Source organism: Herbaspirillum sp. SJZ107, from assembly GCF_006715485.1.
GTDB lineage: Bacteria > Pseudomonadota > Gammaproteobacteria > Burkholderiales > Burkholderiaceae_D > Telluria.
In genome coordinates, this window is the sequence record NZ_VFNH01000002.1 from 1110275 (window position 1) to 1126503 (window position 16229).

The window sequence follows — 16229 nt, forward strand, 5'->3', positions numbered from 1 at the left end:
AGACATCATGATCTATTCGACTGCCACCGTCCCGGTCAATCCGGAAGGCGAGACCCCGCTGACCCGCGCCCAGGCCTGGGCCGGCCTGGTGCTCAAGGCCCGCGACGCCCGCCCATTCCTGCCGCCCGGCCTGTGCACCTACTGCGAGGTCGTGGAAGAGAGCGCGACCCACATCGTGCGCGAAGCAACCATCGGCGGCCAGGACCTGCGCGAGATCATCGCCTTCGAGCCGGAAACCAAGGTGTCCTTCTTCCAGGCGACCGGGCCGCGCGAAGGCGTGATCGTCAACGAGTTGTTCGAGGACGACGCGGGTGCGCTGCAGCTGCGGTTCTACTGCTATACCGGCTTGCGCGGCAAGCAGCCGGGCGGGCCAGAGGAGCAGGCCGAGCAGGCGTGGATGGACAGCGAGAAGGGGTATAAAAGCGCCTTGCTGTCGACCTTGAAGCGGACGCGCGAGATGCTGGCGGAAGGCAAGCTTTGATCGTCGCGCATAGTCGGTTCGTCGCCCCGGCGCAGGCCGGGGCCCAGGTTTGCCCGTGCGTCACCGCGAAAGTCCCCATGCTATGCTTGACTTACCAAAGCATCGAGGCAATGTGAATATGAAAGACGTAAAAGTGGATGTGCGCGTGAATGTCGGCGTCGACATGGCAGGCGTTGTTTTGTTGCTGGCTTCTGCGGCGATGGCGATGTTTTTTTATAAGCAAACAAGCAGGAAAAGCTGAAATCGAACGTATCGTAGAGATTCGACCGGCAGATGAAATAAATTCACTGCAACGTTTGCTGATCTATAGACGCCTACGCGAAAGAGTTCTCCATTCCAGCGCTGCTTTGACGCTGGTATTCACGTCAATCCAACGCGAAGTAACACCAGGGTAGTTCTCTTCCGCTTTTGCTTTTGCTTCTGCCGCAGCTGGTTCAATAGATGCGCCAAGGACCTTCCACTCCAAATCGCAGCGAAAAAACATGACGCTCCGGTCCGACCCCAAATTGATACAGATGGCAAGACACGGAACGTGTTCCAGCAATACGCCATCCATGTACAGCGCACCCCAGCGGCGATAAGGAATGTCCTCTACGAACGCATATGCCATGACGCGAGCACAGTCGAGGACGGGAGGCGGTGGGATATGCTTCATAGTCTTGGTATGCCCGGCATGAGGTCATTCGAGAGTCTGACAGCAAATAACCATTGTTTCAGCTGCTCCTTATTTCTCAATCTCCCCCGCCGCCACAACCGCCACCACAGCTGCTGCCGCAGCTGCTTCCGCTATCGTAGCCGCTGTCGCCTGCACCGGCACTGCAGTCATCATCGAAACTGCTGCCGCCCGCATCGCCACCCAGGAAGGCAAAGGGTGCGCCATCGCCTGACGAAGCGACACCAGCGCTGCGTTGGTACTTCAGTCCTGCTGCCTGCAACGCATCCTGCGTCAGTTCCGGATGGGGAGACGCCCGCCGTCTGCCCAGGCCACGCGCGTCGAGGCGTACATAGACGACACGGCCGGAAAACATCCGGTTCCAGTAACCGTGACCGCCGCGCATCTTCAGCCTGGCGTCGAGCCGGAACAGTGCAGGAAGCGCCGATGCATGCAAGGTAGCGCCCTGGCGTCCGCGGCAACGCACGAAGCTGTTGAGCAGTGCGCCGGCTCCCAGTTCGGAGCGCTCGATATGCGGTATCTTGCATCCGAAATGCTTGATGCAGAAATAGTCCAGCCCCGCCGGATTCCAGCGCAGCCAGGCATGCCAGACCGAGTCTGCCGCTTCCGAGGGCAGGGCGCAGGGCTTGCCGCTACGGGTCACGACATCGAAGAAATTCATCAGCCCTTCGGCCGCACGGACGAAAAAAAAGGCATCCGTCGGGATGCCCGGGTATTCCTGCGGCGCGCTGTGCTGCCAGTAGGCTTGAAGTCCTGCCGGCAGCGCGGCCAGCGCCGTCTGGTAAGGAGAATTGCGTATATGCTTTACGGCGCGCCAGGCCTCGAACCATCCCATATCACCCCCTTTATTTTCAGCAACTTCAGCATAGGGTGCATAGGTAAATGTTGGATGATATCGGTCATCTGTGAAAGCGGCGTAGCGCAATCGAGTCCGGAAAGAACCGCCCTACAAGCGCAACTGCAAGCCTTCGATTTTCTTGCGCAGCGGCTCGCTCGGCGGGCTGTCCAGTTTGGCGCTCGCTTCGCGCATCAGTTGTCGTGCTTCGTCGCGTTCCCCTTTTTGCAGCAATACCTCGACGAGATGCAATGCAATCTCCGGATGCTGAAGTTGCGCATAGGCGCGCCGCAACTGTGTTTCTGCTGCCTCCAGATTGCCGAGCCGATACTGCGCGTAACCCACGGTGTCCATCGCATAGGGACTGTCGGGTTTGATCTCCAGCGCCTTGGACGCAAGCTGCAATGCATACGCCGGTTTCACGTTGCGTTCGACGTACCATGAAGCGAGGTTGTTATAGGCCGTGTACTCGCCGGGCGCCCTTGCAATGGCCAGTTGTGCGGCGCTTTCCGCCACATCGAATCGTCCAGTCTCGTTCGCTACCGAGGCATATAAATTGAGCAGTTCGGCTTCGGGCGCGACACGTGGCGTACCGGCGGCAAGCACCTCGTAGGCTTCTTCGAGCCGTCCCAACTGGCGCAGGTAATCTGCTTTGGACAGAATCACCTGCAGCAGGTCATCGGGCGTGCGCGGCTCCAGCGAATCGACCAGCGCGAGCGCGCCTGTCACATTCTTTTCCTTGGCGAGCAGCATGGAGCGTTGAATCTGCGCCGCGAAATACGTCTTTTGATCGTTCGGGTCGACTTGATCGAGCCATTTGCGCGATGCCGCGATGTCGTCGCGCTCCCGGCACAGGCGGGCAAGCACCAGCAGCATGTCACCGGGCTTGTATTCTTTCCTGCGCAGCGCCAGGGCATGGTAGCGCTCGAAATACGCTTCGCCTTCGGCCCGGTGCCCCAGTTGCATCGAGGTATTGGCAAATAAAAACAGGATGCTGGGCTCATCCGGATAGGTCTTCATCAAGGCATTGAGTTCCTCGCGCGCCGCATCGAACTGCTTTGCGTCGATGAGCGATATGGCGTGCGCCAGCGCCCTGGCAAACGGCTTGGCGTCGGTGCCGGCAGCAGGCGATTGCGGCTGCGTGGCAGGTGCTGGAGCGCCGGCTTGATCCGCATCGGGAAGGTGTTGATGCGAAGCCGAGACCGAAGCGCATGCCGTGAAAGCGATAACGGCAGCTGACAAAAGTTGTTTCTTCAAAATGCACCCTGAAAATGACGTGCCTGATCCTGCGCCAGTCGATGTCGCTCAGCATAGCAGCTTGCCTGGGCGGAAAAGTCACGAACAGTCACGCCAGGCAGGAACCGTCCCGCGCCGCCACCAGCATGTCGATCAGTGCGCGCGACGCCGCCGACAGGCCACGGTGGGCCGGATACACGACCGAGAATGCGCGCGTCCGTCCACCCAGCTGCGGCAACACCTCCACCAGCCGTCCCGCCGCCAGGCTGGCTTCGGCAAACAGGCGCGGACACAACGCAATCCCCATACCCTGTTCGGCCAGCCAGATGACGCCCATTGCGTCGGTCGACACCGTTACCGACGCCGGCGGGATCCAGTCGATGTCGCGCTCGCCATCGCGCAGCTGCCAGGGAAATACCCGGCCGGTGTTGGGCCGGACGAAGGCGATGCAATGCTGGCGTGCCAGGTCGTCCAGCGTCGCCAGCGGTCCGGCCGTCTCCAGGTAGGCAGGGGCAGCCAGCAGGCACAGCGGCGACGCTTCCAAATGGCGCGATGCCATCGTGCTGCTCGGCAGCGGGCCGGAGCGGATCGCCAGGTCGAAGCCCTCGGCCACCAGGTCGACGTTGCGGTTGGTGATGTCGACGTCCAGTTCGACCAGCGGATAGGCGCGCTTGTAGGCAGCCAGCACGCGCGGCAGGCGCTGCAGGCCATAGCCGGTCGACACGCTCATGCGCACCTTGCCGCTCAGTTGCGCCGTCGTGCTGCGCATTGCCTGCTCGGCCTGCCCGAGCCGGGCGAAGGCGTCGCGGGCCTCGTCGGCGTAGCGCTGGCCGGCATCGGTGAGGCTGAGGCTGCGCGTGGTCCGGCGCAACAGTTGTGCGCCGAGCCGCGCCTCGAGCCGCGACACGGCCCGGCTCAGCACCGAAGGCGTGGTCGACAGCACGACCGCCGCCGCGCTGAACGAACCATGCTCGACGACGTTGAGAAACACCTCGACATCGGCCAGGTGATCGAACTTCCGCCCCATCTTGCTTCCTCAAGAACAAATCATTTGCCAGAAGCATAGTTTATCGATCTGTCGTGAACAAATACAATAGCGCATCTTTAATTCGAAAGGACGTTACATGGAATTGCTCGACAAACTGCAATGGCGCTATGCCACCAAGGCGATGGACCCGGCGCGCAAGGTGCCGCAGGATAAGTTAGAGCGCATCATCGAAGCCGCGCGCCTGGCGCCGACCTCGTCCGGCCTGCAGCCCTATGAAATCCTGATCGTGAACAATCCGGCGCTGCGCGCCCAGATCCGCGAGGTCGCCTGGAACCAGGCGCAGGTGGTCGACGCCTCGCACCTGCTGGTGTTCGCCGCCTGGGACAACTACACGCCCGAGCGCATCAACCACATGTTCGACCTTACCAACGAGGTGCGCGGTTTCCGCAACGAAGGCTGGGAAGCCTACCGCCAGCAACTGCTGTCGACCTACCCGGGCCGCGACGCGGAAGTCAACTTCCAGCACGCTGCGCGCCAGGCCTACATCGGCTTCAGTGCGGCGGTCATCGCGGCCGCCTTCGAGGAAGTCGATTGCACGCCGATGGAAGGCTTCGATCCGGCTGCCGTCGACCGCATCCTGAACCTGGGCGAGCGCGGCCTGCGCAGCGCGGTCATGCTGCCGCTGGGCTACCGCAAGGCCGAGCAGGACTGGCTGGTGGACCTGCCGAAGGTGCGCCGCCCGCTGGGTCAGTTCGTGAGCGAGATTGACTGATCTTTGGTCTGCTGCTTTCAAAATTCGTAGTTGACGGTCCGCTTCTGGCCAGTTGCGGACCTGCCTAAACGTCTGAACCCGACCGAGATCGGACAAAACGAAGAGGCTTTCGGTGTGTGCAACCGGCACAGTCGCTTCGCGCATATGTCGGGGATGATTGCCGCCGCCAGCGCAGCGTCTGCAATAGGCGTTTTGCTCTACACTTCCTCCTGCCCTTTGCACCAACAGCGCCGGCGCATCATTGGCATACCTTTTGCCTCAGCAACCTGGCATCAATCCGCGAATGGAGATCTGGAAAATATGAATTCGAGCATGCTCGGCCTTGCCACCACTTTCTCGCTCACCCTGCTTGCGTTCTCCGCCGCCCCGGCGGCGAACGCGCAGACAAGTGCAACCGCGGCCGGCCTGCCTTTCGAGATCAAGCCGGTCGGCACATTCAAGAGCCCATGGGCCATGGCATTCCTGCCCAACGGCAGCGTGCTGGTGACGCAAAAGGAGGGGACGATGATCCTGTTCGATCCCGCGACCGGTACCAGGCGGACAGTGTCCGGCACACCCTCCGTCAGCAGCAAGGGCCAGGGCGCGCTCATGGACATCGTGCCCGCTCCCGATTTCGCGGCCAGCAAGCTGCTCTACTTCAGCTACTCCGAGGCTGGTCCCGGTACCGACACCCGGGTCGTGCTCGCCACTGCGACACTGGATCAGGCAGCCGGCACGCTCAAGGACACAAAGGTCCTTTTCCGCGGCCAGGAGGCTTCGACTGGCGGGCACTATTCGGGCCGTATTGGCCTCTCGCCAGATGGCAAGTATCTCTTCTTCACCAGTGGCGACCGCCAGCTTTTCGATCCGGCGCAGGACCCCAGGTCGACGCTCGGCAAGGTGCTGCGCCTGAACCTCGACGGCACGCCCGCTGCCGGCAACCCGCTCGCGGCCAGGGGCTTCCATCCAGCCGTCTGGTCGTATGGCCACCGCAATCTGCTGGGCATGGCCTTCGACAGGCAGGGACGCCTGTGGGAAATGGAGATGGGGCCGCGCCATGGCGACGAGATCAACCTGATCAAGCCAGGCCTCAACTATGGCTGGCCGAAAGCATCGAATGGCAACCACTATGACGGCCGCGACATCCCTGACCACGCGCCTGGTGACGGCTTCGAAGCCCCGAAAGTGTCGTGGAATCCGGCCATTTCACCAGGCGGCCTCGCTTACTACGATGCGGACCTGTTCCCGAAGTGGAAAAATTCCCTCTTCATCACCGGTCTCTCGGGCAAGTCGCTGGACCGCATTGCACTCGACGGCGAGAATGCGAGCAAGGTGGACCATTGGGACATGGGCGAACGCATCCGTGGCGTTCGCACCGGGCCGGACGGCGCGCTATGGGTGCTGGAGGATGGTCCGCGCGGCAGGCTCCTGATGCTGACACCGAAGAGGTAGGCCAGCGGGAACTGCGTGGCGGAACATGCGGGCTTTTGACCGGTTGCAGACCTACCTGAATGTCCGCTTCCGATCCATTGCAGACGTTGACGACCAGAGAAGGACGAGCCGGGTTGAACTCGTCGCTGACTTTTTTCGCGTTTCCGCTCAATCTCCTTATAGTTTTAGGTCGTTGATGTCGTGGATGGCGCTTGGGAATCTGTATCGTTGATTGCGTGCTGCAATAGGTCCGGCAGGTTCGGATCGTCGTACGAGCGTACGCTGTTTGGTGGCAGACTGGCGAACAGACGCTGCCAGAACGCGCCGGCACGGGTGTCGGCGCGAAAAATCGCTACCAGCCACGGGCCGGTGAAGGTGCGCGCTAATGCGTGCACAGCCTCAAATGCCAATCCCTGGCGCCGATAACGCTTCAGAATGAACAGATCGGCCACCTCTTCGGCCACGCTGCCGTTCGGCAGGGTGAAGGGTTCGGTGACGACGAAGCCCACCAGCGCACCATCTTTCCTAATCCAATAGGCACCCTTGGCGGGGTCATTGATGTAATCGGCAATCTGCTCTGGAGAGGCATCGAACAAGCCGTCCGGACCGATATCTTCATCCGCCCAATCGGAACCCTCGTAGTAGTACAGCTGGAACAGGCGGAACAGGGCCTCAGCTCCTCCCGGTGCGATCCTTTGCAGCGGATGCGACGGTGCGCTCATGCCTGCCCTTTTGTATCAAACATCTTCAGCGAATGATGTATTTGTGCGCCATCCATAATAAGTATTTGAGAATCTGGTTAGTGGAACGTCCGGTCCTGGCCGCTCTCGACCCGAACCGGCCATGGCTCGCATGACGCATCCAACCTAACCAACGCTGCTAAAGGCTAGCATCGCGACAAGCACATTGCCTATGATGGCTGCGCCGATCGCCAGCGGAAGCCAGGTCCGGTGCCTGCACAGCCACAGGACCAATAGGCTCGCGCAACCGATGGCGCCGACGGCTACCGTCATGGCCTCCTCACCACGGAGCAGGGTAGCCGGAAGGTGACGGTTGGGCCTTACGGTGACGGTCCCGTCATGGATGCCAAAAATGCCGAACAAAAGCAGCACGACGACAAAAAAGAGGCACAAGACATAGTCGGTCACCGAATTTTTCTTTTGCTTCGCCGCCTTTGCTTTTCGCTTAGTTGTCATCGGCCTCGTGGCTGGCGCCCCAAAAAAATGTGGCTGCCCTCAGGCAGCCACAGGTGGAAATTACTTCAACGCCGAGAAGATCGCCTCCAGCCGATCCTTGGTACCCGGAATCCGTTCAAGGCGCGGATAGCGCAGGCCGCCGCGGTAGTCGAGCGACACCGTGCGCAGCACGTTGCCCTTCTTGACCAGCAGCTGGATCGGCTTGCCGTCCTTGGCTTCCGTGATCGCCTTCTTCAGCAGTTCCGGCTTGTAGACGCGGTTGTTGACCGCGACGATCGAGGAATTCGCCGCCAGGCCGGCACGGAACGCCACGCCGTCCCAGACCAGGCCGCGGATCGCGCCGTCGGCGCCGACCGTGAAGCCGAGCGAGTAGCTCAGGTCGGTCGCCTTGGTGCGGTCGTCCGCACCCTTGACCAGGTCGGTCGGGGTCTCGGTGTAGACCAGCTTCCAGCCGGCGCGCGCAAGGCCGTCCAGCGGGGCGCCGGGGCCGTGGCCGTCGAGCTTCGAGCGCAGGAAGCTGGCCCAGTCGTAGGGCTGGATCTTGTTCAGCGTCGCGACCACGTCCTCGAAGGTATAGAAGGCGGGCAGGTGGCTGCCGTCGTTGATGCTGTAGAAGGCGCGCGCGAAGTCGTTCAGCGAGCGCTTGTCGTTCGACATTTCGCGCAGGCGGGTGTCGACGTCGAGCCAGATCAGCTGGCCTTCCGAATAGTAGTCCTCGCTGCGCTGCCAGTTGGCCCAGCCGAGCGGGCGGCGCGCGTTCATGATCGGGTCGTAGACCGTGTCCTGCACCGAGCGCCAGGCGCGGCCGGCGACGCTGTCGTAGCGCGCCGCGGTGGCAGCCAGGGCGTCGCGGGCGCCGGCGATCGAGACCAGGCCGGAGCGCGCGGCCAGCACGTTGCCCCAGTACTGGGTCTGGCCTTCGTACACGTACAGCAGCTCGTTCTGCATCGGCACGTTGAAGTTGGGGACGTTCTGGCCGGCCGGGCGGCGGAACTTGCCGTCCCACGAGTGGGTGTACTCGTGCGGCAGCAGGTCGCGCCCGGCTTCGCTCTTGGACCAGTCCGTGAAGTAGCCCGGCTTGACGCCGTTCTCGCTCGACTGGTGGTGCTCGCGGCCGATGCCGCCGAATTCGTCGGACAGCGCGAACAGGAAATCGTAGTGGTCGTAGTGGTACGAGCCAAACAGTTTATACGCTTGTTGCACCAGCTTGCGGTGCGGTTCGATCTGCTCCGGTTTCGCTTCCAGGCTTTCCGGCGTGTCGGCAAACACGTTCAGGCGCACCGGCACCTTGCCGCCCGGGTCGAGGTCGAACTGCTTGTAGTAGCGGCCGGCGAACAGCGGCGAATCGACCAGCGTTTCGAGGTCGCTCGGCTTGAAGCGGATGTCGTCGCCCTGGCGGTTCTCGGTCTCTAGCGCGGTGGCGTACTGCCAGCCAGTCGGCAGTTTCAGGTTGGCCTGCACGGTCACGCCGCGCGCCACGTAGCCGGCCGGGTACAGCGTGGTCGAGATCCATTGCACGCCGAGGATGTCGTCGGTCATGGTGTTGCGGCCCTGGGTCGCGTCCAGCGGCGACAGGTACTGGTACTCGGCTTCCAGCGTGGCCGCGCCTTCCGGCACGTTGACGTGGAAGGCATACACGTGCACCGGATCGCGCGTCCACTCCACCGGCTTGCCGTTGGCCGTGAACTTCAGGCCGGCCAGCTGGGTGATCGGGCCATTGGGGCCATGGTTGGCCGGCAGCCATTGCGGATACAGCAGCGTCAGCGGACCCGGCTTGACCGGAATCGACATGCGCATACGGAAGATCTGCTGCGACAGGTTGGTCGCGTCGACGTTCAGCACGATGGTGCCGGGGTAGGTCGGATTGACCGGCGCAGGAACGTCGGCGTGGGCGGCAGGGAAGGCCAGTGCCAGCGCGAGTGCGAGGGCGGATGCGGAGCGTGAAAGGAGTGCGGTCATGTCGAGAATGAGCGAGGAGGGAAACGAGTAACAGGGTACGAACGCGGGTGCAAACGAACGAATATAGCACGCTTGACAATGCAAAATTCCAGCCTGCAGTGATGCGAATAAAATTCGAAAAGTGGCCTTCAAATCGATATTTTGTATGCCTTGAAAACCGTATGGCGGGACATAGATTGGTTCCATCGGATGCTCACGATGAGGTCCGACAACTTTATCGCTTGAACTTTAAAAGGATATGTAATCATGCGTACTTTCGATCTGACTCCCCTGTACCGTTCCGCTATCGGTTTCGACCGCCTGGTGAACCTGCTCGAGCAGCGTGCTGAAGCCGCCCCGAGCTACCCGCCGTACAACGTCGAACTGGTCAGCGAAGACAAATACCGTATCGTGATGGCGCTCGCCGGTTTCAACCGCAACGAGATCGACATCGTCGCCGAACGCGATACCCTGCTGGTCACCGGCCGCAAGCAAAAAGACGACGTGCAGCGCACCTTCCTGCACCGTGGCATTGCTTCGCGTGACTTCGAACAGCGCTTCCAGCTGGCCAACCACGTGAAGGTCGTCAGCGCCGGCTTCGACAACGGCATGCTGACCATCGAACTGGTGCGCGAAGTGCCGGAAGCCTTCAAGCCGCGCAAGATCGCGATCGCCGATGCACTGGGCAATACCGACAACGTGCAAGTGCTGGAGCAACCGACCCAGCAGGCTGCGTAATCAGTAATCAGTAACGGTAGTCAGAAAGAGGCGCTTCGGCGCCTCTTTTCCGTTTACCCGCCCGTAGGGTAAACGGGATTCCCGTCCACGCGTTCGGCTTAAGCGCCGCCTAAGCTCGTGCGAACTCTAGCTTAAGCATGTTCTAAGACTGCAAGCTCAATATACTCCTTACCAAAACAGCAGTCCTCAGAACCACTTTTCCAAACCCAGGAGCACGTACATGCAAACCGAAGGTGCAGTTGCCATCACCGCAAAACGTCTCACGCTCGCCCTGTGCACGGCCGGCGTCGTTGGCGGAGCGGTTGGCGCGATCGCAGTCAATCACAATAACGCAACTGCCGCCGCCGAAGCCGCCGCGGCAGCCAACGTCCCCGCGCCGGCAAGCGTACCGGCACCGGTCGCAGCGACCCCGGCGCCTGTCGCCGGCAACGCGACCGCAGTCGGCTTGCCCGACTTTACCAAGATCGTTTCCCACAACGGCCCGGCCGTGGTGAATATCCGCGTCGTCGGCAGCACCAAGGCGCAGCAGCGCCAGATGCCGCAGTTCGACGAGGACGATCCTTTCTTTGAATTCTTCCGCCGCTTCCAGCAACCGCAACAGCCACGTGGTGGCAACGGTGGCCGCGGCGAAGTCGTTTACGGCGCTGGATCGGGCTTCATTGTTAGCCCGGACGGCGTCATCCTTACCAACGCGCACGTGGTGCGCGATGCCGACGAAGTCACGGTCAAGCTGCAGGACCGCCGCGAATACCGCGCGAAAGTCCTGGGCTCGGATACCAAGACCGACGTCGCCGTGCTGAAAATCGATGCCAGGAACCTGCCGGTGGTCCCGCTGGGGAACACCCGTAACCTGCAGGTCGGCGAATGGGTGCTGGCGATCGGTTCGCCGTTCGGCCTGGAATCGACCGTGACCGCCGGCGTGGTCAGCGCGAAAGGGCGCTCGCTGCCGGGCGACTCGGTGCCGTTCATCCAGACCGACGTCGCGGTCAACCCGGGTAACTCGGGCGGCCCGCTGTTCAACACGCGTGGCGAAGTGGTCGGCATCAACTCGCAGATCTACAGCCAGACCGGCGGCTACCAGGGCCTGTCGTTCGCGATCCCGATCGATGCGGCGATCCGCATCAAGGACCAGATCGTCGCTACCGGCAAGGTGCAGCACGCCAAGCTGGGCGTCAGCCTGCAGGACATCGGCCAGGACTTTGCCGATTCCTTCAAGCTGGAGTCGCCGGACGGCGCGCTGGTGCAAAATGTCGAACGCGGCAGCGCCGCCGACAAGGCCGGCCTGAAGTCGGGCGACGTGATCCGCAAGGTCAACGGCCAGCCGGTCATCGGCGGCGGCGACCTGACTGCGATCGTGTCGGTTGCCAAGCCGGGCGAGAAGCTGGCGCTGGACGTCTGGCGCGAGGGCAAGAACGTGCAGGTGAACGCGACGCTGGGCAGTGCCAGCGACAAGGCGGCGCCTGCCGACCGCAACAGCCTGGCCAGCAACGATACCGGCGCCAAGCTGGGCCTGGCCCTGCGTCCGCTGGACCCGATGGAGAAGCGCCAGTCCGGCATTCCGTCGGGCCTCTTGATCGAGGATGCGGGCGGCGCCGCCCAGATGGCCGGCATCCAGCCGGGCGACGTCCTGCTGTCGGTCAACGGCAGGCCGGTGACCTCGGTAGCGCAGGTGCGCGACGTGGTCGGCAAGTCCAGCAAGTCGGTGGCCTTGCTGATCCAGCGCGGGGATGACAGAATCTTCATTCCTGTCAGGATCGGTTAAGAATCGCAGAGTCTTCTGTCCGCAGGGTTTCAGAAATCGGGGGATTGAATGCGGCTGCTGCTGGTGGAAGACGATACGATGATCGGCGAAGTGGTGCTCGACCTGCTCAGGGCCGAGCACTACGCCGTCGACTGGGTCAAGGACGGCGAAATGGCCGACACGGCCCTGATGCAGAACCAGAACTACGACCTGGTGGTCCTTGACTTGGGCCTGCCGCGCAAGGACGGGCTGGAAGTGTTGCGCAGCATGCGCGCGCGCAAGGACCGCACTCCGGTGCTGGTCGCCACCGCGCGCGATGCGGTGGCGCAGCGTATCGCCGGGCTCGATGCCGGCGCGGACGACTACGTCCTCAAACCCTACGATCTCGATGAATTGCTGGCGCGCATCCGCGCGCTGCTGCGGCGTGCCGCCGGGCGCGCCGAACCCGTCTTCGAGTACAAGAACATCTCCGTCAATCCCGCCACCCGCGAAGTGCTGGTCGACGGTGCGCCGACCGTGCTGTCGGCGCGCGAATGGGCCGTGCTGGAAGCGCTGGTCGCGCGTCCCGGGGCGGTGCTGTCGCGCGCCCAGCTCGAGGAAAAGCTGTACAGCTGGCGCGATGAAGTCAGCAGCAACGCGGTCGAGGTGTATATCCACGGCCTGCGCAAGAAGCTCGGCAGCGACCTGATCCAGAACGTGCGCGGGGTCGGCTACATGGTTCCCAAGGTCTAGAAGTGAAAGTAAGGCGTGTATTGACCCATTCCCTGCGCGGCCGGCTGCTGTGGTACCTGCTGGCCGCGATCACGATCGCCGCCGTGGCCCAGGCGTCGATCGCCTACCGCACGGCGCTGCAGGACGCCGACCAGATCTTCGACTATCACATGCAGCAGATGGCGCTGTCGCTGCGCTCGCGCGTGCCGCTCGCCAGCACCGAGACCGCGGACAACGTCGAGACGCCGCTCTCGGGCAGCGACGACATGGTGGTGCAGGTGTGGTCGCCGGACGGCGTGCAGGTGTTCAAGAGCGCTTCGCACGCACGCCTGCCGCAGCGCGCGGTGCTCGGCTTCTCCAACGTGCGCGCCAACGGCACGACCTACCGCATCTTCTCGATCCAGACCGATAACCAGACCGTGCAGGTGGCCCAGGACCTGGCCGTGCGCCGCAGCATGGCAAGCAACCTGGCGTTCCGCACGCTGGGGCCGATCGCGGTCATGATGCCGATCCTGATGCTGGTCGTGTGGTGGGTGGTCAGCGGCTCGCTCGATCCGGTGGCCAGGGTGCGGCGCCAGGTGGCGTCGCGCCAGGCCGACGACCTGTCGCCGGTGTCGGAAAACGGCTTGCCGGACGAGGTGCGCCCGCTGGTGCAGGAACTGAACCTGCTGTTCGGGCGCGTGCGCACCGCCTTCGACGCCCAGCAGAACTTCGTCGCCGACGCCGCCCACGAACTGCGCACGCCGCTGGCCGCGCTCAAGCTGCAGGTAACGAGCCTGGAGCGCGCCAACTGCGACGAGGCGCGCCAGGTCGCCATCGGCCGTCTGTCCGCCGGCATCGAACGCGCCACCCGCCTGGTCGAGCAGCTGCTGGTGCTGGCGCGCCAGGAAGCCAACGAAGCGCCGCGCCAGCCGGTCGACCTGGCGTCACTGGCGGGACGTGCGGTGGCCGACCTGGCCGGCGTGGCGCAGGCCCGGCACATCGACCTCGGCCTGCAGCGCGCCGATGCCGCCGCCGTGCAGGGGCAGAGCGATGCCCTGATGATCCTGCTGCGTAACCTGGTTGACAATGCGATCAAGTACACCCCGAGCGGCGGCACGGTCGACGTGTCGGTGGAAGCGCGGGCAGGGGAGGTGGTGGTGACGGTCGAGGACAGCGGCCCCGGCATCCCTGCGGCGGAACGCGAACGCGTGTTCGACCGTTTCTACCGCGTGCCGGGCAGCGACGCCGCCGGCAGCGGGCTGGGACTGGCGATCATCAAGTCGATCGCCGAGCGCCATGGCGCCCGGCTGACGCTGGGCGAATCGGCACGCCTGAAAGGCCTCGAGGCCAGGGTCACGTTTCCGGCACCTGGCGCGGGAAGCACAGGCTGAACACGGTGTCGGCCCCCGGGTGGATCTCGGCCTGGGCGCCGCCGCCGTGCAGGTGCATGATGACGCGCACGATCGGCAGGCCCAGCCCGACCGAGCTGCCGCTGGCGCGTGCGGGGTCGGCCTGGTAGTAGCGGTCGAACACGCGTTCCAGGTCGAACGAAGGGACGCCGTCGCCGCTGTTGCTCACCGAGATCGTGATCCACGACTCTTCCGCGCGCGCTTCCAGCCGCACCCGGCCGCCCGGCGGCGTGTAGGTGATCGCGTTCGACATCAGGTTGTTGACCGCCCGGCGCAGCAGTACCGGATCGGCGAACAAAGGCTGTGACGGCATCGGGCCGAGCGTCAGCTGCACGTTTTTCTCCTCGGCCAGCATCTCGAAATAATCGGCGATGTGGGCCAGCTCGCGCTTGATGTCGAGCCGCTCGCGCCTCATCGCGAGCTGGGCGTTTTCCGCGCGCGCGAGGAACAGCGTGTTCTCGATCATGCGCGACAGCCGCTCGTACTCTTCCTGGGTGGAGGCGAGCAGGGCCTGGTACTCGTCGATGCTGCGTTCCTGCCCCAGTGCCACCTGGGTCTGCATCATCAAGGCGTTGATGGGCGTGCGCAGGTCGTGGGCCAGGTCGGCGGCAAAGCCCGACAGGCGCTGCACGCCTTCTTCCAGGCGGTCGAGCATGTCGTTGAAGGCGACCGCCATTTCGCGCAGTTCGGCCGGCATGCTGGCCGGATCGAGGCGCGTATTCAGGTGGTGGGTATGGATGTCGTTGGCCTTGGCAACCATGCCGCGCAGCGGGCGCAGGCCGCTGCGGATGGCCCAGAAGCCGAGCGCGCTGGCCAGCAGGATGCCGGCGCCCAGCGCGGTCAGCAGGTCGATGCGGTAGCGTTGCAGGATCGCCAGGCGGTCCGAGCGCTCGCGCAGCAGCAGCACGCGCACCTGGGTGCGCGCACCCAGGCCGCCGTAGTCGGCCAGCATGTCGAGCACGTGGGTCGGCGACTGCTCGCCTTCCACTTCCACGATGTCCAGGCGTTCCGGCGCGCGCGTCAGCGGTACCGGCACATAGGCCGACAGCCGGCCCTCATCCTGCACGGTCGATACCAGCACCTGCCCGTCCGGCAGCGCCACGTGCAGGCTCACGCCTTCCTGGCCGATCACCGGCGCCAGCACGGCTTGCAGCTGCTCCTGCGGCATGCGCCCGCCGGCCGGCAGGGTGCTCAGCAGCTGGCGCACCAGCAAGCCCTTGTTCAGCAGGTCGGCGTCGTCGCGCTCTTCCATCTGCACCGCCAGCGTCTGGTACAGGTAGGCGTCGACGACCCCGAACACGCCGGCGGCGATCGCGGCGAACAGCACGCCGAGGCGCAGCGAGATCGACAGCGGCGTGCGCGTCACGCGCGTTCTTCCAGCAGGTATCCCATGCCGCGTACCGTGTGGATCAGCTTGCGCGGATGCGGGTCGTCGACCTTGGCGCGCAGGCGCTTGACCGCGACGTCGACGACGTTGGTGTCCGAATCGAAGTTCATGTCCCACACCTGCGAGGCGATCAGGGAGCGCGACAGCACCTCGCCCTCGCGCCGCACCAGCAGTTTCAGCAGGGCGAACTCCCGCGGGGTCAGGTCGATGCGGGCACCGCCGCGCGATACCCGGTGGCGCAGCAGGTCGACCTCGAGGTCGCTCACCCGGATGACGTCGGGTTCGCGCGCCGGCGCGCGCCGCAGCAGGGTCCGGATACGCGCCAGCAGTTCGGCGAAGGCGAAGGGCTTGACCAGGTAATCGTCGGCGCCCAGTTCCAGGCCGCGCACGCGGTCGGAGATCTCGTCGCGCGCGGTCAGGAACAGCACCGGGGTGTCCTTGCGCTGGCGTAGCTCGTGCAGCACGGTCCAGCCATCCATTTTCGGCAGCATCACGTCCAGCACGATCAGGTCGTAATCGTGCTCGAGCGCGAGGTAGAGACCATCCGGGCCGGAACGCGCCAGGTCGGCATTGAAACCGGATTCGCGCAAGCCCCTGTTCAGGTAGTCGCCGGTCTTGGGATCATCTTCAACAATCAGTATTCGCATCTATTTCGCGTCTATTCGCAGTCATTTTGCATCATCGGCATTGTGCCGGACTCTGGCGGATTTGCGGGTGACAAATCCGACCTGC

16 protein-coding genes are annotated in these 16229 nt (G+C 63.7%); 8 read left to right on the plus strand and 8 right to left on the minus strand.

Annotated features, from left to right (window positions below; genetic code table 11):
- The first annotated feature begins 7 nt into the window (after nt 1-7).
- Both FBX97_RS14630 and FBX97_RS30180 read left to right on the plus strand, forming a co-directional pair.
- Nucleotides 8-481 carry an AtaL-like protein gene (locus FBX97_RS14630; RefSeq protein WP_141832779.1) on the plus strand — a complete coding sequence of 158 codons (474 nt, stop codon included), beginning with the start codon at nt 8-10 and terminating at the stop codon, nt 479-481.
- Between the two features lie 118 nt (nt 482-599).
- A complete protein-coding gene (locus FBX97_RS30180; protein WP_255517468.1) occupies nt 600-722 on the plus strand; it encodes a hypothetical protein in 123 nt (40 codons plus the stop codon).
- Nucleotides 723-1212: 490 nt separating this feature from the next.
- Here the strand turns inward: FBX97_RS30180 and FBX97_RS14635 are convergent, their stop codons facing one another.
- From FBX97_RS14635 to FBX97_RS14645, 3 genes are all read right to left on the minus strand, one after another.
- Nucleotides 1213-2079 carry a hypothetical protein gene (locus FBX97_RS14635; protein ID WP_141832781.1) on the minus strand — a complete coding sequence of 289 codons (867 nt, stop codon included), beginning with the start codon at nt 2077-2079 and terminating at the stop codon, nt 1213-1215.
- A 21-nt stretch (nt 2080-2100) separates the two neighbouring features.
- Nucleotides 2101-3246, minus strand: a complete 1146-nt coding sequence (locus FBX97_RS14640; protein WP_141832783.1) for a tetratricopeptide repeat protein — start codon at nt 3244-3246, stop codon at nt 2101-2103.
- Between the two features lie 88 nt (nt 3247-3334).
- Nucleotides 3335-4252 (minus strand): LysR family transcriptional regulator, encoded by a 918-nt coding sequence (locus tag FBX97_RS14645; protein WP_141832785.1) that lies wholly within the window; start codon nt 4250-4252, stop codon nt 3335-3337.
- A 97-nt stretch (nt 4253-4349) separates the two neighbouring features.
- On the opposite strand from FBX97_RS14645, the gene FBX97_RS14650 reads away from it, so the two are divergent.
- Nucleotides 4350-4985, plus strand: a complete 636-nt coding sequence (locus FBX97_RS14650; RefSeq protein WP_141832787.1) for an NAD(P)H-dependent oxidoreductase — start codon at nt 4350-4352, stop codon at nt 4983-4985.
- Nucleotides 4986-5015: 30 nt separating this feature from the next.
- Nucleotides 5016-6416 (plus strand): PQQ-dependent sugar dehydrogenase, encoded by a 1401-nt coding sequence (locus FBX97_RS14655; RefSeq protein ID WP_255517469.1) that lies wholly within the window; start codon nt 5016-5018, stop codon nt 6414-6416.
- A 164-nt stretch (nt 6417-6580) separates the two neighbouring features.
- Here FBX97_RS14655 and FBX97_RS14660 read toward each other — a convergent pair whose 3' ends face one another.
- From FBX97_RS14660 to FBX97_RS14670, 3 genes are all read right to left on the minus strand, one after another.
- Nucleotides 6581-7117 (minus strand): GNAT family N-acetyltransferase, encoded by a 537-nt coding sequence (locus tag FBX97_RS14660; protein WP_141832789.1) that lies wholly within the window; start codon nt 7115-7117, stop codon nt 6581-6583.
- 144 nt (nt 7118-7261) lie between these two features.
- Nucleotides 7262-7591 (minus strand): hypothetical protein, encoded by a 330-nt coding sequence (locus FBX97_RS14665; RefSeq protein ID WP_141832791.1) that lies wholly within the window; start codon nt 7589-7591, stop codon nt 7262-7264.
- Nucleotides 7592-7651: 60 nt separating this feature from the next.
- Complete coding sequence (locus FBX97_RS14670) at nt 7652-9550, minus strand: M61 family metallopeptidase (protein WP_141832793.1); 1899 nt, start codon at nt 9548-9550, stop codon at nt 7652-7654.
- Nucleotides 9551-9796: 246 nt separating this feature from the next.
- Here FBX97_RS14670 and FBX97_RS14675 point away from each other — a divergent pair, with 246 nt between their 5' ends.
- The 4 genes from FBX97_RS14675 (at nt 9797) to FBX97_RS14690 (ending at nt 14092) form a co-directional block, all read left to right on the plus strand.
- The gene (locus FBX97_RS14675) at nt 9797-10267 is read left to right on the plus strand and encodes an Hsp20 family protein (protein WP_141832795.1); all 471 of its coding nucleotides are present in this window, start codon (nt 9797-9799) and stop codon (nt 10265-10267) included.
- 220 nt (nt 10268-10487) lie between these two features.
- Nucleotides 10488-12029 carry a Do family serine endopeptidase gene (locus FBX97_RS14680; protein ID WP_141832797.1) on the plus strand — a complete coding sequence of 514 codons (1542 nt, stop codon included), beginning with the start codon at nt 10488-10490 and terminating at the stop codon, nt 12027-12029.
- 48 nt (nt 12030-12077) lie between these two features.
- Nucleotides 12078-12740 (plus strand): response regulator transcription factor, encoded by a 663-nt coding sequence (locus tag FBX97_RS14685; protein WP_141832799.1) that lies wholly within the window; start codon nt 12078-12080, stop codon nt 12738-12740.
- Nucleotides 12741-12760: 20 nt separating this feature from the next.
- Nucleotides 12761-14092 carry an ATP-binding protein gene (locus tag FBX97_RS14690; RefSeq protein ID WP_141832801.1) on the plus strand — a complete coding sequence of 444 codons (1332 nt, stop codon included), beginning with the start codon at nt 12761-12763 and terminating at the stop codon, nt 14090-14092.
- Here FBX97_RS14690 and FBX97_RS14695 read toward each other — a convergent pair.
- Together FBX97_RS14695 and FBX97_RS14700 are read right to left on the minus strand one after the other, a co-directional pair.
- Complete coding sequence (locus tag FBX97_RS14695; protein WP_185748596.1) at nt 14055-15476, minus strand: heavy metal sensor histidine kinase; 1422 nt, start codon at nt 15474-15476, stop codon at nt 14055-14057. The genes FBX97_RS14690 and FBX97_RS14695 overlap by 38 nt on opposite strands.
- Complete coding sequence (locus FBX97_RS14700; protein WP_141832805.1) at nt 15473-16144, minus strand: heavy metal response regulator transcription factor; 672 nt, start codon at nt 16142-16144, stop codon at nt 15473-15475. Before FBX97_RS14700 ends, FBX97_RS14695 begins: the two co-directional genes overlap by 4 nt.
- Nucleotides 16145-16229 lie beyond the last annotated feature (85 nt).